Source organism: Xanthovirga aplysinae (assembly GCF_009711365.1).
GTDB lineage: Bacteria > Bacteroidota > Bacteroidia > Cytophagales > Cyclobacteriaceae > Xanthovirga > Xanthovirga aplysinae.
Genome location: NZ_SMMB01001282.1, coordinates 1 through 19,818, shown reverse-complemented (window position 1 = coordinate 19,818; position 19,818 = coordinate 1). Strand labels below are relative to the sequence as shown.

The following is a 19,818-nucleotide window of genomic DNA, read 5'->3' as shown; positions in this document are numbered from 1 at the left end:
TTTGTCTTGACACAAAAACGAACCAAAAAGTCAAGAAAATCTTAAGGCTCATCCGCCAAGATTTTCGACCTGCCCTCTTTTATGGCAAGGGTGGATGTACTAAATTTTGTAGGAGTTATCCTTCATTCTCTTTTGCTATTAATCCCATTGGATTAAAAATAGAGTTTAAATTGATAGCGTTGAGAGTCTCTCTTGAACTCTTGATAAATAGGAGACCTTAGATGGCTTATACGAAGTATTAGTTATAAGCATTCCAAAAGGTTGGTCTGAGCCATAAGCGGAGAGTGGGTTGCTTTGAGTGGAGAAGCATTTTTAGTTCTAGCCTTTTTGCTTACTTTTTTGGTAATGAAAAAAGTAAGAGCCTGGCCGGCTTGAGGCCAAAACTAAGAAAGAGCTTCCTTAGAAAGAAAATTTCCCTTTGTAGAAGTAAATGCTCCAAACTAGTATGAGTATCTCGCTAGAGCCTTAATTTGGTTTATCCCCAGGGTAGGTTTAGGAAGACAGCATTTATTTCAACTAACAACCAATTCATTTATGTTTAAAACCAAAAAATATAATTTTGGGCCATTGTTGCCCTCTGATGACTTTGCACATCTCCTGGAGGAAAAAATAGGGACCATTTCTACACGAATTGAAGAGTATAACAGGCAAGAAATGAGGCGGACGGTGCGGGTTGTGGGTGCTAAGGAACTTTTAAAGCTAGAAGTGTTTAAACATGATCCTGATAGGTTTGATCTTTCTCGAATGATGGAGGTACGGGAGGTTGGGCCTTCTTTGGAGACCGATGGTGAATTGGAACAGGCCCGGCAATATTTTAGAAAGAAAGGAAAAACCCCAGTGGAATGGGAGCCTTACCTTGAGATGGGCACCCATCCTCCTTTCTTTTTTGAGAAAACAAGCTTTCTGAATTTATTTTCCAAAAATACTTTGGCAATGATTGACATTTATCGGCCTCCTTGGAAAAACTATTTTACCAGTGATGCTTTTTTTAGTCAATGGCTCAAAGCCCTAGGTAGAAAAATGGATATTATGAATTTTCCTTATAGCTTTCCCAAGGCCCTTTACATTCATAACATTATCCATACCGTTAGTCGAAAAGTGTTAGATAAGATTTTTGATGATCAGGATAAAGACCATGTTCAATTTAGTGCTCAGGACTGTTTTTATTGGGAGGAAATAATGGGCACCCCTCATTTGAAATGTGTAAACCATATTTTATCCACCTATAATAAAGTAAATGTTTACAAGGGAAGTAAAGCCCACCATATAAAAGCTATGCAATTGTATAGGAATGGGGAGATGTACCATTTAAAATTGTTAATTGAGGCGCAATCAAGAATTTGCTAAACGGAAGGAACAAATATAATAATAGAAGAAGGGAAAAAGTGCCTCATCCATTTCAGAACTTCTTTTTTGACGGTGCCTGTATGCTTTATAAATGAGATAAAGCGATAAAAATTTTCCAAAAGCGAAAAACATAAACTAATCAACAATTATAATTTTTCTTTATGCAAGTAGATATTACCACTTTGTCTATTTCGGCCAGCCTAATTACCTTTCTTATAGGAGTAATTAGTGCCATTTCGGTGAGGCATGCAAAAGATGCACTCACTAAAAATACACTCTCTCACAAGACGGATAACCTTGAAAAGGCTTTGCAGGATTTGCATAGCCTTGTAAAGGCTCAGGAAGGCCGAATCCAAGAAAACAAGGAAGAAATACTCAAATTACAAGAAAAGCAGAAAGGCTTCCATAGTCGTATTTTGGAGTTTCAGGCTATTCAGAAAGATGAAATTAATGACATTAAAATAATTCAAACGCAAAGCACCAAAGCTATTATCCAGTTAGAAACAACCCTTCAGGGCCTGTACGAAGTGATAAAAAGTAAACTATAAAAAAGATGAAAAATAATTTCACACATTTAATGATCCATTGTTCAGCCACTCCAGAGGGTATGTGGTTTGATAGAACCGACATTGAACGTTGGCACCTACAGGAAAGAGGCTGGTCTAAGGTAGGTTACTCAGGACTTTTCCTTTTAGATGGAACACTTGATCTGTTAATTCCTTTTGATAGGGATGATTCGATTTCTTCTTGGGAAATTTCTAATGGTGCCCGAGGGTGGAATGGTCGTAGCAGACACATTTGTTACATTGGAGGCCTGGCAAAAAATGGTAGGACCACCAAAGACACACGAACGGTAGAGCAATTGGTGGCATTGGAGAACTTTGTTAAAATGCATACCATGCTTTGGCCCAAGGTTAAACTCATTGGTCATAATCAGGTCAATGCAACCAAAGATTGTCCTTCTTTTGACGTATCCCAATGGGCTCAATCTATTGGTATTCCTTCCAGTTTAATTGATTCAAACATTTACTACAATGAAAAAACCATTTAAAGAAACCGCAGTAGGGAAACTATTACAAAAAAAACTCCCTCAAGCCATGAAAGTAATTGGTAATGTGCTGCCAGATAAAGGGGTGTTGGGTATTGTTAAAAACTTAGTACAGCATGAAAGAGGTCTTTCGGATGAGGAAAAAAAGCAACTGAGGGTTGCTTTGAAAAATTATGAGCTGGAACTAACTCGTTTGGAACTTGAAGACCGGGTCAGTGCCCGTCAAAGAGAAATTGAAGTGAAACGTACTGGCATGACGGACTGGCTTATGATTGCTTCTGGAGCCACCGCTTTGGGCTCTTTTATTTTGATTGTACTGGCGGTTATTTTTCTTCCTATGAAAAACAGCTCTCTCTTTCACCAGCTTTTGGGAATGGTTGAAGGTGTGGCCTTGACGGTTTTTGCTTATTATTTTGGAACTTCCAAATCGGCTGTGGAGAAAGAAAAGTAAAAATGTAGTTATAAAAACTAGGGAACAAAGCGCTCGCCTTTTATTAAAGGCGAGCGCTTTGTTTAATTTATTCTTTTTTAATACCTAACAATTCTCTTCATAAACCTTTCATTGCCCGCTTGTACTAGGCAAAGGTAGATACCTTTTGGAAGAGGGTTTCCATTATTCTTTTGACCTTTCCAATGAAAATGATTTTCTTGGCCTGCCCAAGCCTCTTGTTGGGTTTCAAATAAAAGCTTTCCATTTATGTCTAAAATTTTAATGGTTGCGAGAACGTCTTTTTCTATTACATAAGAAATCAGCATTTCGGAAGAGGAGGGGTTTGGACTTATACTTAAACCAGACTCTAGAGAAAACTCATTTTCTTCCACATTAGCCTCTTTTCCAGATAAAAGAGCTGATCTGCTGCTCATATTTTCTCTTACAAACTCCCATTTCATATCATTCCACCCCCTATACTCTTCTTGCCGTACATTGGTTTGTCGAGCAATGTCTGAACAAGAGCCCTGAATAGCCAATGCACGATTTGAATGCCGGAAACGTAATACAAAGAAGCCATTACCTAGCGGTTCAAACCTTAGGGTATTGTTATCATCATTTTTGTTATCGTCTTTCCACTGGTGGACAGTAGCGTAATTCTTGGTGCTTTTATCTTTTACAGAAATGAACCTTCCTGTATGGGCATTTTTTAATAAATAACCTTGTTTATCCGACGACCTAACGACTTTCCAATACTCCCAATCTTCGTATTTACTTTGCATCTGAATATTTTTCCCATTGCTCGAACTTCCAGCCCAGACCTGTAAACTAAAATCTTCCGCAGCCTTACATTTTGGTCTGATTCTGTAGGTTCTTCCCGGATAGGGTAAAGCAGGGTCAACTGGCCATTCCCGAATTCTGGAATAATCACTAAAACCACCGGAATGCAATTCCCTTTCATTGGCCATGATGGTAAATGATTCTGGGGAGTGCACTACCATACTTGCTCCCCAGCGAAAATGCGTGCCATTTCTTTTCCCCAAATTGTAAGTAATTTTATTCCCCATTTCAATTTCACCCTCAGCATTAATTACCTTCCTTAGGTGAAGGCGGTTATCATTATGGCTGTCATTTCCGTTAAATGCTACCGAATAGAGGTTTCCATCTTCTTGAGCCAATAAATTATTACCGGCCGAAACCTTTATGCCACTGGTGCTGGACAGATTCCCAATTTTTTCAAAAGCTAGCTTACTATCTCCTAGTTTATAAGCATTACTTTTGTAGACTTTCCCTCCGCTGGTGACCACAAAATATCTTTCTAAGATAGGGTGGTAGGCTATTCCTCCCCCATAGGTATTGGAGCTACAATCTTCTATGCGAGTAGGTAAACGAACTGGATTATATGGATCAGACAAGTCATAAAAAATGAACATATGGTGACGGTCCCTATACGAACTACTCAAAGGGTTATATTCAGCTTCTATGCTAATCATCAAAAATTTCCCGATAAGTTGCATATTACTGGGATGGTTAACTTCATTCCCATCTCCACAAGAAGAGTTCATAAATCGAGGAAGCTTAACTTTCTTCACATTATATTTTCCATCCTTTCTCTGAGCTACCACCATAAAAGACCGAGTCCCCTTAAATTCACTGTGAATCCAGTAAATACAATCTTTATATTTGGTAGCACTTTGTAAGTGTAAAACAATGGGATCTAATAGTCCAATACCCACAGCCTTGGTATTAGTGACTTTGTACTCTGCGGAAGTAAGCTTCCCATTTTCATAATCGGCCAACATTTTGAAGCTTTCCTCTATGTTTTTTAAGGGAATCCCTTCATAATCTGCTTGAGCCCAACTTTTTTGGCATAAAAATAAGATTATGACAATTGTACAGTAGAATTTAACGAGGTTCATGGTTTTTTTATTAGAGGTTTTAAATAGCGGTTTGTTTGTGTTTAAAAGGAAATATCTATAATTAAGATATTTATACTTAGTTGTGGTTAGGTGTTTTAATTAATTTAATTAATTTGATATTTAAAACCTAATATTAAGGATTATGTATATTGTTTATTTTAGATTGAAATTGTTTTTGGGATGTTTTTTGTAAATGAATTGTAGTGTTATGGGATTGGCTTTTATTATTAAGTAGGGTTTCGTTCAAAATATTAATTCTAATCACCTCCGAGCTGATGCAGAATTAGAATAAAAAGCTAAAGGCCTTAAATTTTGAGAAAATTTTTGAATTACTATCCGAATTTGGAGGAGAGCATTTTGGATTCTGCAATAACCTTGAGTTTAACAATAAAAGGCGCTTTCCCGATAATTGTAAGACAGGAATGTGTATTTTTTTATTGAAGAGGAGTTATCATTACTAATATTGTTGAAAATGTTTTTTGGCAAAAAGCAGGAGATCTAGATTTTCTTTTTTGCAAAAGAAACTTTTTGAAATTCTTAAAGAAATTCGGCCTCATTGTCAGTGAGGAAGAGGGAAACGTGAAGTAACTGCAAAAGTAGATTAAAAAGTTGAAAATAATTGACAAGATGAATACTTATATGATAAGTAATAAAGCAAGAATTAATCAAGCTCTTTTATTAATATTTACATTAGTTTTTGTGACTCCATTTTAATTTACAGCTTCATTTGAAAGTATAAGTATTGGTGGTGTTTTTTGATCTAAATTAATTCCTTCCCATCTCGGGCCAAACAAACCAAAAGAAGATTTTGTATCTTGTTTCCCAAATAAAATTTTTAAATCTATCAAATTCCAATGAAAAATATCTTCATTTTTTTAGGACTTATTTTAAATCTAAGTCCTCTTCTGGCCCAGGATAAATATTTGACAAAATTTGAAAAGAGCGAGGGAAAGAAAACCGTCACCTACCACGAAGGAATGCAATACTTTCAAATGTTGGCTCAGGGATTTCCTATGATCCAGATAAAGGAAATGGGGCCTACTGATAGTGGGCATCCTCTTCATTTGATCCTATTTGATGTGGAAGAAGATTTTGACCTTGATAAAAGCAGGCAAAAGGGAAAGACTGTGCTTTTTATCAATAATGGGATTCATCCTGGGGAGTCTGATGGCATTGACGCCAGTATGCTTTTTCTTCGGAATTTAGCTTTGAATAAAAAGAAGCAGAAGAAATGGAAGGATGTCATTATTGCGGTGGTGCCCTTTTATAATATAGGTGGGGCGTTAAATAGAAATTCATTTACTAGGGCAAACCAAAATGGTCCTGAAGCCTATGGTTTCCGAGGTAATGCCCAAAATTTGGACCTCAATAGAGATTTTATTAAAAATGATTCGAAAAATGCACGAAGCTTTGCTAAAATCTACCATTTTTTAGATCCTGATGTATATCTGGAAACTCATGTGAGTAATGGGGCAGACTATCAGTATGTCATGACTTTGTTGCCTACTCAACAAGATAAATTGGGTGGGGTATTGGGGGATTTTCTGGAGAAGGAAATGTTGCCTGAAGTTTACCGAACTATGAAGGATAAAAATTTTGATACCACTCCTTATGTGAATGTTTGGGGAACCAGGAATACACCAGATAACGGTTGGATTCAATTTATAGATAATCCTCGCTACTCTACTGGGTACACCACACTATTTAATACCATTGGCTATATGGCCGAAACACATATGTTGAAACCCTATAAAGATAGGGTGGAGGCAACTTATGCTTTAATGGAGACATTTGCAGAATTTACTGCCGAAAAGGGAAATGAAATAAGGGAGCTTAGAGCACAGCAGAAGCAAGCTGTGGCACAGCAACAATCTTTTCCATTGAGTTGGGCAGTGGATTCTACTCAATATTCTACTTTGACTTTTAAAGGTTATGAAGGTGGTTTTAAAAAAAGCAAGGTAAGTGGATTGCCTCGATTATACTATGATAGAAACAAGCCTTACGAAAAAGAGGTAAAGTTTTATGATCATTATAATGCAACAGCCAATGTAAATAAACCTAAGGCCTATGTCATTCCTCAGGGTTGGCATAAAGTGATTGATCGCTTGAAAACCAATCAGGTTGTCATGCAACAACTTGAAAGGGATACTACCGTTTCTTTGGCCGTATATCACATCAAAGACTATCAGACCTCAAGATTTGTCTATGAAGGGCATTATCCACACTCAAAAGTGGAATTAAAGAAAGAAAATGAAAAGGTAAGATTATTGAAAGGGGATTATATAGTTTATACCGGTCAGGCTGCAGATCGCTATATTGTAGAGACTCTGGAACCAAAGGCCCCGGATTCCTTTTTTAACTGGAATTTCTTTGATGCTATTCTGCAGCAAAAAGAACATTTTTCTCCTTATGTTTTTGAGGATGAGGCGGCCTATCTTTTGGCTAATAATGCTGATTTGCAGAAAAAATTAGAGGCTGAAAAAAAAAGAGATACGGAGTTCGCCAAAAATGCTTATGCTCAATTAAATTTTGTTTATCAACACTCCCCATACTATGAGGAGGCTCATTTAAGGTATCCAGTTTTTCGGTTAGAAAAATAGTTGGTTTATCCCTTGGGGGGGAATCTTTCCTTCTTTTGAATTTTATTTTTCAGGACAAAGAGGATGGTATCCTCCCAAAATATTTTCGTCTGATAAAAAAGTAGCCAGATCCCATCTTGGGTCTGGCTATTTTAATATTGTGGGGAGGAAAAAATATTTCTGCTCCTCTTTTATATACGAAGTAAGAACAAAAAGCCTCCCCGATAAACTTATTTGTTAACGAACGATCACTTTTTCGGTAACCAACTGATCTCCTACCTTCATTTTTATGATGTAAATACCAGCCGTTAATCCATCTGCCTGAAATTCTCTTTGGAATAATCCAGCCTCATGGTTAGAGTTGTTGATTAGCATGGCGATTCTGCGCCCAAGCATATTGTATACTTCAAGTCGCACATCTAAGCCTTTTTCCGGAACCGTATATGAAATAGTGGTTTCTGTGGAGAATGGGTTAGGAGAAACTTGTAGTAGATCTGTTGGAAATTCTGCCAACATTCCACTTTTAAATTGATAGGGCTGTGATAAACTTCCTACCAATTGATTAGCACCAAAGGTTTCTCTGTTGGATGCATGGTAGATTTTTCCATTTGAAGCATCATAAATTTTGAAATGCAATTTTTCGCCTTCAGATTGATTGGCATATACAAATGCATTCAATAGATATTTGTGGAGCTTCTCCTGGTAAATTAGTTGTCCCAATCCGCGACACTCTTCTCCTACGAAGGCAGCTACAATACTTCCTTCAGATGGAAGTTGGTCCTCAATGGCGCTCAGTTCCCCGACGATAGTCATATTAAATCGGTAATCAGTTGGATCTACCTGCCAATCTTCAATTGGAGAACGTTTTGTGTAATCTATCCCTTCAGTTTCAGAGTCCATTCTGCTGCTTTGAGCAATTCCTGGATTCCCATTTGAATAAGTTAAAATAGCAGATTCAGAAACATTCACTTCGTAAGCATGATACGGTTGAAGCTGGCTTAGGGTTCCATTCCAACGACCATCAAAATATTCTGCATTTGAATTGGCATCCTTAAGTAAGGCTCCTTCATGTAAAGGATTTATTTGCAAAACATCCTCAGGTATATGGGTTTCCAGCAAAGGGTAACCGATTAGATTCCAGCCTTGTGCAAGGAACACCGGGTCAGCAGAAGCAGGTGCTCCACTTATTCTTAATGTATCTACCTGGGCCAAATGCAGCTTATATCCTTTTTCAACGTGAAGTTGGTCTAGTCCATCCTGGCTAATCCACCCCTGTTCAGGGTGAAAGTCTGCTGCCCTTTCTCTGGTTTCAATGTGGTCATCCGGGCTAGGATTTAAAGTTCTCAATACATAATTGATATCATTATTGACCAACTCCGTATTGAAGGAAATCCAGTTCCATCCAGCTTGTAAAGGAATATATCGGGCTTCATCCTGATTGCTTCTCACTTGCAAAATTTCAGGATTTCGGCTTGTTCCTTTAATTCCATCTTCTTCAAAAGTCAACATACTTTGTGGGTGCCCATCGTATTCCACTCCTTCAGAGGCATCCCAGACTCTGAACTCTAATTCATGCCCCACATCTTCTAGGTTTCCGCCAATAGTAAGGGAGGCCACAGGGATTCCATCACTTATTTCCTGAATGTAAGCAGCGCCCCTAATCTCATTTCCAATCCAGACACTAATTTGGTCTCGATTATCCATAGAAGTTTCCCCTTCATCGATTTTGAAATTAGCTTTGACAATCATACTACTTCCAAATGCATTATCATCAACCTCCCAACTAGGACTCTTTTGGAGAACATTTACACGGATTTGTAAGACTTGATCCTGAAAACCGGAAATTTGTGCTGCTATGGAAGTTTCATGAAGCCCTAATTCCAAACTTTGGCTTTCTATTGTCAATGGTAAATCAAACCCGGAAGGATACACCACTCCGGAGTTCTGAGAAGTGGTTAACCAGGAAGTAGCTTCTAACTCACTTATTTCAAAAGTATAATCATTTTCACTGGAGTTATGTAATGGTGCCTCTATGATTTTACTTTCTCCTTTGACTATATCCACTTCCAATATCTCCGGATACCAATAGACTGGACTTTGTTGTACTTTAAACTCCCAACTAACTTCTTCCTCTAAGGCATTTCCATAGATATCTTGAACTTTCTCTACTCTTGCAATTAAACTTTGGCCATCTAACTCATTCAAAGTAGGACCGTCCATTGTAATGATTACTTTCTGGTCAATCACACCCGCATTCATTGATACAGGGACTCCATCAGTAGTTTCCAAATTCACATCAGCTGGGTTGAAAGCATTTTGCTCGATTAACTCATTAAAAGTAAATGAGATTTCATCTCCCAAAGATAAAATACGGTCGGCTGGTTCCGGATCACCAATGAGACGAATAGAAGTACGATCAACTATTCCAGCTAATTTATTGGATGTACTTTCTCCCCCAGCACATTGACTAACTGCCCTTACCTCATAATTTCCGTCTCTTAAGTCTAATTCTGTAATATCCCAGGTATAAGGTAAAGTAGGTTCAGGATAAGTGCTTTGATAAGTTTCAAAGTAAGTCACTAAATCCGCCTTCGTATAGGAAGTTATGGTATTCCATTCCGATTCTCCTACCAAACGATATTGAAGATGAATTTCCTGCAGGATTTCATTGTAAGGGTCGTAATCCACTAACTTTAACCCAAGGGATTCACTTTCTCCTTCTGACACTTTTCGGATTAACCATTTTCCTTCTTCGGTAGTCAGGTTCCCATCCGATAAAATACTGACACCGCTACAAGGCCTTCTAAAATAGGCTTCTAGTGGCAATATGACCTGTTCAGTATCTTCACAGGCAGCTGTCAGCCCGATCTCTAAATCATCGTAATCAAAGGAGGCTAATCCTTTCTCTACGCTAAGAGTAACGTAAATTGATTCTTGCGCTGGAATTAAAAATTCCTGAGTGGTTAATGGCATGCCATTAACTTTTATTACCGCTCCCATGGAATTGGCATTTTCTGCCACGTATAATTGATACCATCGGTCTTCTCCAAAAGTATTTCCACTGGAAAGCTTTAATGGGAATAAGGCAGCTCCTTCAGGATCTACATTATCTTGTCTGTTATTGACAAAAGAGCCATCTTCTCTTTCCAAAGTTAACAATGGAATGTCTCTTGGAATAGTATTAGGCTCCCAGGGACATGAGCTTCTTCCTCCTTCCACGTAGCCAAAATAAGGCGTATGGCTAGGCGAAATTCCTCGAACAACCGTCACATTGAATTTATCTCCTGCGTCGTCATCAGCTAAAACATAACCAACGGTGGCAGAAACCTCTTCTGTGTTTTCTTTTTCTTTTTCAAACTCAAAATTATAATTCCAGACTAATCCAATTCTCTCCTCAGACTCCACCACTTCTGTAGAGATACCTGTTTGAACACCAAGTCCAAAGGTGGTTACAGCATTGGTCTTAATCTGGTAAAGAACTCCTATAAAGTTTTCACTTTCAAAGAATGTCTGCTGTTGATAACCCCTCAAACTGGATTTGGCAATAGCGACTTCATTGGCATATTCGTCAAAGCCTCCGCTAAATTCAATATTTTCCACTTTAGGTCCATATAATGCATTATATTCTCCATCTAAATCAACATTGTTCAATATCTCATCGGTAATGTTGACTGCTTCGGAAACGCCCTCTTTTATGGCAGCACGATCCACATAGGTGAAAGCAATATAATCTTCTAAGTCGGCCTTAAACAAGCTTAACTTATTATAGGTCTCCATGTCGGCTTCTGTCCAAACAAAATCCGGATTAAGGATATACTCCCCACTTTCATCTTTGATGCGAACCTTATCACAAAATTCATTATACTCAGCTTTTCCTTTTACCGCCGTTTTAAAAGGCTCTGGCAAGTTTTCAACGTCACAGACATTACAATGTGGAACGGTTTCGTTTCTGTGGTATTTGAGGACCTGGTCCCAGTTTTCCTTAAGTACAGTCAGGTAATCGTGGGCGGCTTGCTTGGTTAAACCTTCAATACTAAATGTTCCTTCTTCCAGTTCTTCTAGTTGTCTTTCGTACCCCAGAATAAGTTCTTCCACTTGTTTTACCGTATAAATCCATTTAGTTTTAATCTGGTTAGAAGACAAACTTATCAATGAGCTTTTTACGATATTACATTCATCATCCAGGGTGATTTTTTCAGTGATACCGTAGGCAGCCGCTAATCCTGCTCCCACAATTACATCTGCTGCTTCACTAATTAAGAAGTTATCGTCTGTGGTCCAGATCTCAGAGCTCGATGAAGTTTGAATCCTTTCTGTGGTGCTGGTGGATACAGTAAAGGAAGCTGATTCTCCTTCTCCACCACCTGCTCTGGTTTCGGTTTCTCCTACTATTCCAATACCGAAGGCTGAAAAGCTTCCATTGAACAATACTCCACCACTTCCCGAATTCATATCACTTACGGTAAGAGTTTTTTCAAAGGCGTAACCTTCTTCCACATAACTAAAACTACCGTCTCCAGGAGGGTCTCTCAAAACAAATAATGGCAATTGAACTTGTCCACCTTCGGTTCGATCCACTTCTACAATAACATCATTACCAGGAGGAGATTTTTGTCCTAATACTACTATTTGTTGTATTTCTTCTCCTTGGAAGCCTCCATTTTCCGTATGGTATTCTACCGTTAGATTTAGCGTATGAGGGCTAATGGTGTTTGGTTCTCCTGCCACAAAAGAATAAGCAGGGAAGCTTTGTGTCTCATCGTCATAAGGCAAGGTAATATTTTGTTCCTCTGCCGCTTGATTTTTGATAACCAGAAATCCTTCATTTACTTCACATAGATCTTCAAATAATTCAGATACCGAAATATCTAAGGTGTAGGCCTTCCCCTGCTCCATTAGTGCGGGGAATGCAGGATCGCCACATAAGAACTCTTCCAGTCCCCCAATATGGATTTCAGGAGTTTTATGAAAAGTGAAATTAAGATCCAGATCTCCCTCTACTTCCTCCCAACTCAGCTCTTCGCTTTCTATTTGCTGATGGACAGATAAAAGATCAAACTCAAGACTTCTAACCCTTAGATAATCAACCACCGCCAGGTTTCCAGTAGTCGGTTGATCTACTCCCGTAACCGTAAATTTGTAGTCCAAAGGAGGAAGGTTGAGTGTCAGATTCCCATTTTCATCACTTTGGAAAGTTTGGGAAAAGCAGTTATCCTTAGCACTTACCCGAAGGTCGTATTTGTTGGTGCCTATGGTTCCGCAAACACTACCAATACTAATTTGAACTGGATAAGTGGTAGTTTCCACAAAATCAATAACCGTTTCCATTGGTAAGTCCAGAGAGTTAGTGATTACCCATTGAGATTGCTCAAATTGGTAATATGCGGTTTGTTGGGCATCTTCGACAAAATACTCCTTTTGATCTGCAATACTTAAGCTATAACTGCCCACCTCTTTATTCAAAGGATTAATTGCAAAGGAATACATACCTTCATCGTTGGTTGTTGGGGATTCACTGCGGATTTCATTTCCATTCACATCTCTTGTGATCAGTGTTACTTCCAAATCATTGATGCCACAACTTACATCCTTCCTATGGGCTATTCCCCGAATGACGTATGAAGTTTGATCAACAAAAGGAGCTAATTGAGCAAGCTTTTCATCTGTCCCTAATTGAGCAACCAATCTCTCTTCAAGGAGTTGGTGACCTACTGAAGTAACGGACACTTCGTAGTCAGCATTTTCATCATAAAATACTCCTAAAAATTCAAAATCTCCTTCAACGTCAGTCTTAGCCGTATAACTATGGCGTTCTCCATCAATGAGGGCAGTAGCCTTAATTTCTACCTCTGGAACTCCGATTGCTCCATTTTGGGTTACTACTGACCCACGAATGGTACCGTTGGCAGCCCGAAAACCTTTAGCCGCAAGAGTACTTTCTATTTGGGTGACTGGGCCATGTCCAACATTGTATCGCATTTCGGCGCTTACTCTATAGACATATTCTTTTCCTGGGATGGCCTCCAAGTCATCATAGTAACCCTGAGAGGAAGAAACGGTCTCCAGGAAAATGTCATCTCGATAAATTTTTAACTCATTTAAGCCTCCCTGGTAAACCCAATTTACTCTTACTTTATTGGTGTAATCCCCTTGGCTTGCTGAGAAGTCCGAGAATTTATTTTCTCCCGCTACAATATCGTTGAAGTTTGTATTTCCTGTTTCGTAATTACTTAGTTCGGAACGATACTCTTGAGAATTGATAATTCTAAAGGCTTGTACGGCATAATTGAAACCATCCCGCTGTACCTCATCAATAACATCCTTAAATTTCCTTTTTCCTGAAGGTACGGTTGCTATGATTTTACCACCTCTATAGATGTAAAAACCATCTTCATTGGTTGGTTCAAAGTTCCATTCCAGTTCCACAAAATGGATGAATTCTCCATAGGAAGCCCTGGAAATAAATGGTGCAGGAACTTTAGGATATGGCATTGCATTGGAAAATGAGGTTAGTGGAGATTCAAAAGTCTGATTACCTCTAACATCAAATGCAGCGATGTGATAAGTATTTACTTCCTCCGGAGTACCATTATTATCTAAGTAGACAAAAGGCTGATCGCTTGACACCAAGCCTATCAATTCCCCATTCCGATAAATATTAAACCCTTCCACATATTCAGGAGCATATTGCCATTCTAAATTTAGAACTCCTTCATCCTCAAAACTCACAAGAGTTGGAGCTGTTGGGACCTGCAAGTCAGGATAATCCACTTCAACTTTAACAGGTACAGATTCATAGGTTTGATCCTCTATTATGATGTAGGAAATGATTCGATATTCTTGATTTTGTCCTGGAATCCCTTCTTTGTCGACATAGGAGTTCAAGTTTTCTTCGAAATCTAAAGAATCAATCACTATTCCATCCCTTTGAATTAAATACCCAGTCACATTATTCGAATGATGAGACCAGTTTAGGACAATATAGTTTTCCCCCACCGGATTTTCTACTCCAGGATCCATAACAGGAGAAACCAAAGGATATTTCAAAGTTTGTGAAACAGGATCTGAAAGAAAGAGATTGTCTCCCACACTTTTTATAGCCGTTACAGTGTAATGGTACAATTGTCCTGGTATTCCATCATTATCTACAAAAATCAGCTCCTCACCAGTTTGCACCAATCCCAGAATCTCATCACCTCTTTTGATTTCATAATAATCGTGCTTATTGGAAGGATGACTCCAGCTAATTTGTACCTTGTCTTCCTTGTCTAAAGCTAGAAGTAGCAAATGCTCCACAGCCGGAACTTGAGGGAAATGGCCAGAGACGGTGGTAAATGCTGAAACTTGTCTTCCTTGAGGAGTATCCCAATAGGCTTGAATTTGATAAGTGTAGTCAAAGCCCGGGAACCCTTCCTCATCGACAACTAGTCGGGGATGTTGGGAAGAAATGTCTGCAATTTCCTCTAATCCACGGTAAAGTTTAAAGCCTGAGTAATTTGCTGAGTTGACATTCCAACGCAGGCCGATGTTTTGTTCGATGTGGTTTGGAGTGGCTACTAAATCAATTGGGAGAGCTACGCTATCGCCAGAAACAATGGAAACAGATGCCAAATCCAGGAAGTTTAACTCATAAGCTTCACGACCCTCTTCCACTCTAAATTGCTGCTGATCTTCTTCAAAATGATGATTCTGCAATTGTGCCTGCACATTAATTTGCAAACCTTCCTGAAATGGAATTCCTTCTACTTTATAAAACCCTGAAGAATCAGTAACCACTTTTTGGAAGTATTGATTTTCTTGTAAGTCAGCCGATAAACTAATCTGCACGTTAGGTATGCCGTAGCCTCCTTCTCGGGTGGTTACCATGCCCGATAGCTGATTAGTGCTGGCTAAACCGCCCAAATCTCCCGCTAAATAGGAGGGTTGTTCCTCATATATTGCTCGAATTTGATAAACATGTTGTTGATCTGGTATTGCTTCATAGTCATAAAACAACCGGTTATCAGTTGCCAAGGTAGTTAAAAGTACCTCATCTCTGTAGATTTCAAACTGAGCAAGAACTTCCTGTGGATACTGCCATTGTAATAGGACATGTGCAGCTAAATCATCGGTAGCTACAAAATCTTCAGGAGCTGTTGGAAATGCAGATCCACCATCCGATTTAGGGCTACCATTGTCAGATTGAGCAGAAGATAAATAGAGGTTGTCTTCTTTTTTTGTAAAGGCTTTGACTTTATAGGTATACTGGGTTGCAGGGCCATTTAGCACATCTTTATAGCTTCTACTACCAGCTGGCAAAGTTGTAATTTCATCGTTGTTACGATAAAGAATAAATCCTTGGTGATTATCTGATTGGTGTTCCCATTGCAATTCAACAAAACCTGTATACAGATTATCTGAAGCTGAAAAATTTTCCGCCGCTTTTACAGCTGGAAAGGTCTTGGATAAACTAACAGGATTAGATTCATCCACTTGGGGATCATTATTCTTGAAGGTTTTGAATTCATATCGATGATTTTCACCTGGAATTCCAGTTTGGTCTGAATAAGTGCCAGGAAAATCTTTTAAAACGGAAACGATCAGCTCCCCATCCCGATAAATGTTTACTCCTTCATAATTGTAATTAGAAGGCACCGCTGGAAATTCCCAATTTAAATCTACTCTATCCTGTTGGTTCACAGCCTGTGCATTGACAGCCGTTACCAAAGGTAAAGTAGGGTATTGGACTACAGGGATTAAGGTTTGAGTTGATTCAAATGATTCCCCTTCCCGGTTTACAAAAGCAGAGATAGCATATTCATAGGAAGTTCCGGGCATACCTGAGAAGTCATCAAAAGTCGTGTGATGAGGATCATCCAAGACAATAAGTAATTCTCCATTTCTATAAATATGGTAGCCATCAATGAATGGTAAGGCCTGTTGTTCATAGGTCCAATTTAATTCCACTCTGCCTAAATTGGAATTGGAATGACCTATAATATCCGCAGCTCTGACTTGTGCAGGAAATGGATAAGTTGTACTTCCTTCATGAGAAGCTTCGGTTATGGCATCTCCATCCTGGATGTAAGCCTGAACAGTATAATCATAATTTTGACCTGGTATTCCTGTTGAGTCTGCAAAGATTACCGAAGGATAAGTTCTACCTGGTTCATTTAGTTCAAAATCAATAAATTCAATTAAATCTCCGTTTCGATAAAGCTTGAGGTAAACAGATTCCCCATTTTGCGGCACAGTAACATCGCCTTGAAAAAACACCGCTCCGGCTTCAGGGTTTGTGATGATCTCGAAGTTACTATATTCCAAGGCTAGGCCACCGGCTTCAAATTGAAAATCATCTCCAAAATTCACCTCATTTACAGTAGGTTGTTGACGAGTAAGTGTGAGGCTTTGCTCATTTTCTGAAAAACTATGCCCCTCTAAACTTGCGGTTATGGTAAATTGGGTTTCTTCTCCATAGTAGAGCTCAGGGAAAGAATAGAAGCCGGTTTCATCTGTAGTGGTGGATTTTTCCATTTGCTCTCCCTCTACAATGCCTTGAAGGTTAATTTCTACTCCAGGAACACCAAAATCTCCTTCTGTTGTAATCACTCTACCGGAAATTAATCCGTTTGCTTTCACTCCACCTTGATCATAGGCCGCTACAATGTCTGTTTCATCTTTTACTAAAACTACACCATACTGATGATTTTTTCCAAATGTAGGTTGAACATCCGTAAAGAATGTAGAAGAAGCAGGTATCGTTTGTAAGGTGATTTCATCTCGGGTCACTCTAATTTCGTCTGCAAATTCGGCTACATTTTCCCAATTAAGGTCTACCTGTGATTCTTCCTGTTGATCGGAGGCTATTAGTTTAATGTCATGAGTGCTTCCTTTCTGTTCCAGTTCAGGATAAAAACGTTCAAAACGTTCGCTATATGGAACAATTCGGTAGGAATATTCCACTCCATTGATCAAACTATTCTCATTAGAAAAGGTGTAGCTATCTTCATAGAAAGATTCATTACCTGTCAAGGAACCTAAGAATTGTTCATCATCCCCATCTATTCTGTAAATTCTGTATTCGCTGATTAGATCTGAATGATTTTGCAGCTCTATTTCTACTTTATGAGTAAAGTTCCCTTCTGAAACGGTAACGATTGGAGGAAGAAATGCTAAGGTCCTTCCACTTTGGTCCATGCTTTCTAAAACTTCCTCTCCTGCACCCTCCAAGTATAGGTTCATTCGGTAATCTATACCTTGATTATCTCCCACAAAGTGGCGGTAATACCCTATTAATTGTCCACTTTCTTTGATGTTCAAAACATAAACTTCCTCACGGTAAACTTCCTCTCCTGAGTTTTCATCTAACAACACTACATGTACAGTTCCATTGTCATTGGGAAGATCTAAGTAATCGGCATTTACATACCACTCCAAGTCTATATAAGCATCGCTTATCAATTCTGAAGCAGTAAATACAGGCCCCACTTGACCTAAAAAGTAGCTTCCTTCCTGAATCTTAAAACCATTTTTAAGAAAAACTTTCTCTCCGGCTTTAAAAACAACGGAAGAAGGGGCAACTATGCGGCTAGAGGAATTAATGGTATTTAAAGCCATTATCACTGTATCCTTTTCTATGTCTTCGTTGAGGATAATATCAGGCTCTGTTCCTAAAGAAGGTCCTTCTTGGGCATATAGCTTTGCTGAACCTAGTAGTAGGAATAAAACCAGAATGGAGTAACCTATTTTCCTGTATCGTTTGAGGAAGTTTTTATCGGGTCTTTTTATGAGCCCCTTATCCTTTACCGGAAAGGAGCAGTATAACTGATATATATATTTATTCATAGTCATATGTATTTTTTATCAGATAGAAAATCAATGGGAAACCTTTATAAAAAAAGGAAACCCAAGGAATAAGCTGAATTACTGGAAAACTATTCTCCTTTTTGGGTTCGGAAATATCAAAATCCAGGAAAAAATAATCCACCAATAAACCACCATAGAATTTTATAAGTGGAAAGAAATTTTGCTAACGTTTACCTTATTAGCATTTGAAAAAGGTATAGAGGTAATTGTGGCCACCTAAGATTTTTTTCTTCGAAAAATTAATTACCTTCCAATTGTAGTAATCGATTTTCGATTATTTTATTTTTCTGCTGTAAAGACTCATTCTCTTTTTTGAGTTCAATCAAATAAAGAGTTAACTCTTCAATTTTACGAAGTAAAACTGCATCCATTTGCCCAAGGTTAATCCCTTTTTCCATAACTTCACTTTCTGAAGGGACGTCTGGTAAATGTTTATTCTCGGAAATGAATGACTCCACCTCGTTTAGGTTTCTTAGTTCATAATCATCCTCAAAGACAAAATCGGCCCATCCATCTGTACTAATCTCTACTTCTTTGGCTTTTACAGATCCATTGACCGCAAGCAAATAGCTTCCCGGATCCTCTGTGCCAATTCCAACTCGACCTCTATTATTAATGATCATTCGGGTAGGGAGGTCTTCTTGGTTTGATTTATTTGGGCCACCGGCAAAAACTAAATGAGCGTCATCCGGATCGTTGTCAGAGGCATCTTTACGAAATATTTTCCAGGAATAATGGTTCCCAGAGTTTTGGAATAAAATTCCTTGCTCATTGGTGTTATCTGCAGTTTTTAGGTTCATCCACCCATCAAATACTGTAAGCTTATCCGAAGGGTTATCTATGCCTACACCCACAAAATCATTGAAAACAGCAGTGCCTCCTACATGCAATTGCCCATTCGGATTCTCAACTCCAATGCCCAGTTTGTTGGTGATACCTACATTTCCACTAGCATGATCAATTAAAAAATGAGGTAGGCTATTGTTGGTGGTTTTTACGACAAAAGCATCTAGATTATATTCCTGATTGTTATTATCCATCCCCATAACCCACTTTACTTCATTGCTTTCTAAAAAGCGTACTGATTTTTCTGAACCCGGTGTTCCTTCAATATAAACTAGAGAGTGGTCTTCCCCTTCAAAGCGAGCAACATAATCACTTGTGCCGTAAACATGTAAACGGCTAAGTGGATCCGAAGTTCCTATTCCTACCCATCCATTGAGGGATAACATTTGGCTGGAAAAATCTCCGTAGATTAGTGGAGTGCTTGTATCACTATTTGAAATATACAATTTATTGGAGCCAGTTTCATACTTTCCTGCTTCAAACCCTAAAAAGATGTTATTATCTCCAGCAACGTATTGCCCAGCTTGGTTACCTAATATTAGATTGTTACTGGCTGTTGTCATTTGAAAATTATCATCTCCCATTTCGGGGTTTCTTCCTGCTCGGTAGCCTACAAACACATTATAATTTCCATTAATGTAAGAACCTGTTCTATTCCCGATAAAAATATTACTGGTGCCTTGGACTGACCTACCTGATTTATAGCCCATTATTACCGTGTTTTGAATGGAAGTTGCTTCACTTCCAGCAAAACGACCAAAAAAAGTATTATAGTTAGACCCATCCTGTAAATTTTCTCCTGCA

At 38.6% G+C, this 19,818-nt stretch carries 8 protein-coding genes; 5 read left to right on the top strand and 3 right to left on the bottom strand.

The window, feature by feature from the left end; all coding sequences use genetic code 11:
* Nucleotides 1-534 precede the first annotated feature (534 nt).
* The 4 genes from E1171_RS21165 to E1171_RS21150 all read left to right on the top strand — a co-directional run bounded on the left by E1171_RS21165 (nucleotide 535) and on the right by E1171_RS21150 (nucleotide 2,846).
* On the top strand, nucleotides 535-1,347 hold the full coding sequence (locus E1171_RS21165) for a hypothetical protein (RefSeq protein WP_155208068.1): 813 nt from the start codon (nucleotides 535-537) through the stop codon (nucleotides 1,345-1,347).
* A gap of 161 nt (nucleotides 1,348-1,508) precedes the next feature.
* A complete protein-coding gene (locus E1171_RS21160; protein WP_155208067.1) occupies nucleotides 1,509-1,895 on the top strand; it encodes a hypothetical protein in 387 nt (128 codons plus the stop codon).
* 5 nt (nucleotides 1,896-1,900) lie between these two features.
* On the top strand, nucleotides 1,901-2,398 hold the full coding sequence (locus E1171_RS21155) for a peptidoglycan recognition protein family protein (protein WP_155208066.1): 498 nt from the start codon (nucleotides 1,901-1,903) through the stop codon (nucleotides 2,396-2,398).
* On the top strand, nucleotides 2,382-2,846 hold the full coding sequence (locus E1171_RS21150) for a hypothetical protein (protein WP_155208065.1): 465 nt from the start codon (nucleotides 2,382-2,384) through the stop codon (nucleotides 2,844-2,846). The genes E1171_RS21155 and E1171_RS21150 overlap by 17 nt, the downstream gene beginning before the upstream one ends.
* Before the next feature lie 77 nt (nucleotides 2,847-2,923).
* Here the strand turns inward: E1171_RS21150 and E1171_RS21145 are convergent, their stop codons facing one another.
* Nucleotides 2,924-4,744, bottom strand: a complete 1,821-nt coding sequence (locus tag E1171_RS21145; RefSeq protein WP_155208064.1) for an RICIN domain-containing protein — start codon at nucleotides 4,742-4,744, stop codon at nucleotides 2,924-2,926.
* An 854-nt stretch (nucleotides 4,745-5,598) separates the two neighbouring features.
* On the opposite strand from E1171_RS21145, the gene E1171_RS21140 reads away from it, so the two are divergent.
* Nucleotides 5,599-7,344 carry a M14 family zinc carboxypeptidase gene (locus tag E1171_RS21140; protein WP_155208063.1) on the top strand — a complete coding sequence of 582 codons (1,746 nt, stop codon included), beginning with the start codon at nucleotides 5,599-5,601 and terminating at the stop codon, nucleotides 7,342-7,344.
* 216 nt (nucleotides 7,345-7,560) lie between these two features.
* Here the strand turns inward: E1171_RS21140 and E1171_RS21135 are convergent, their stop codons facing one another.
* Nucleotides 7,561-18,147 carry a T9SS type A sorting domain-containing protein gene (locus tag E1171_RS21135; RefSeq protein ID WP_155208062.1) on the bottom strand — a complete coding sequence of 3,529 codons (10,587 nt, stop codon included), beginning with the start codon at nucleotides 18,145-18,147 and terminating at the stop codon, nucleotides 7,561-7,563.
* A gap of 260 nt (nucleotides 18,148-18,407) precedes the next feature.
* Nucleotides 18,408-19,818 (bottom strand): coiled-coil domain-containing protein (locus E1171_RS23970; RefSeq protein ID WP_187696576.1); only part of this gene is annotated, 1,411 nt, incomplete at its 5' end.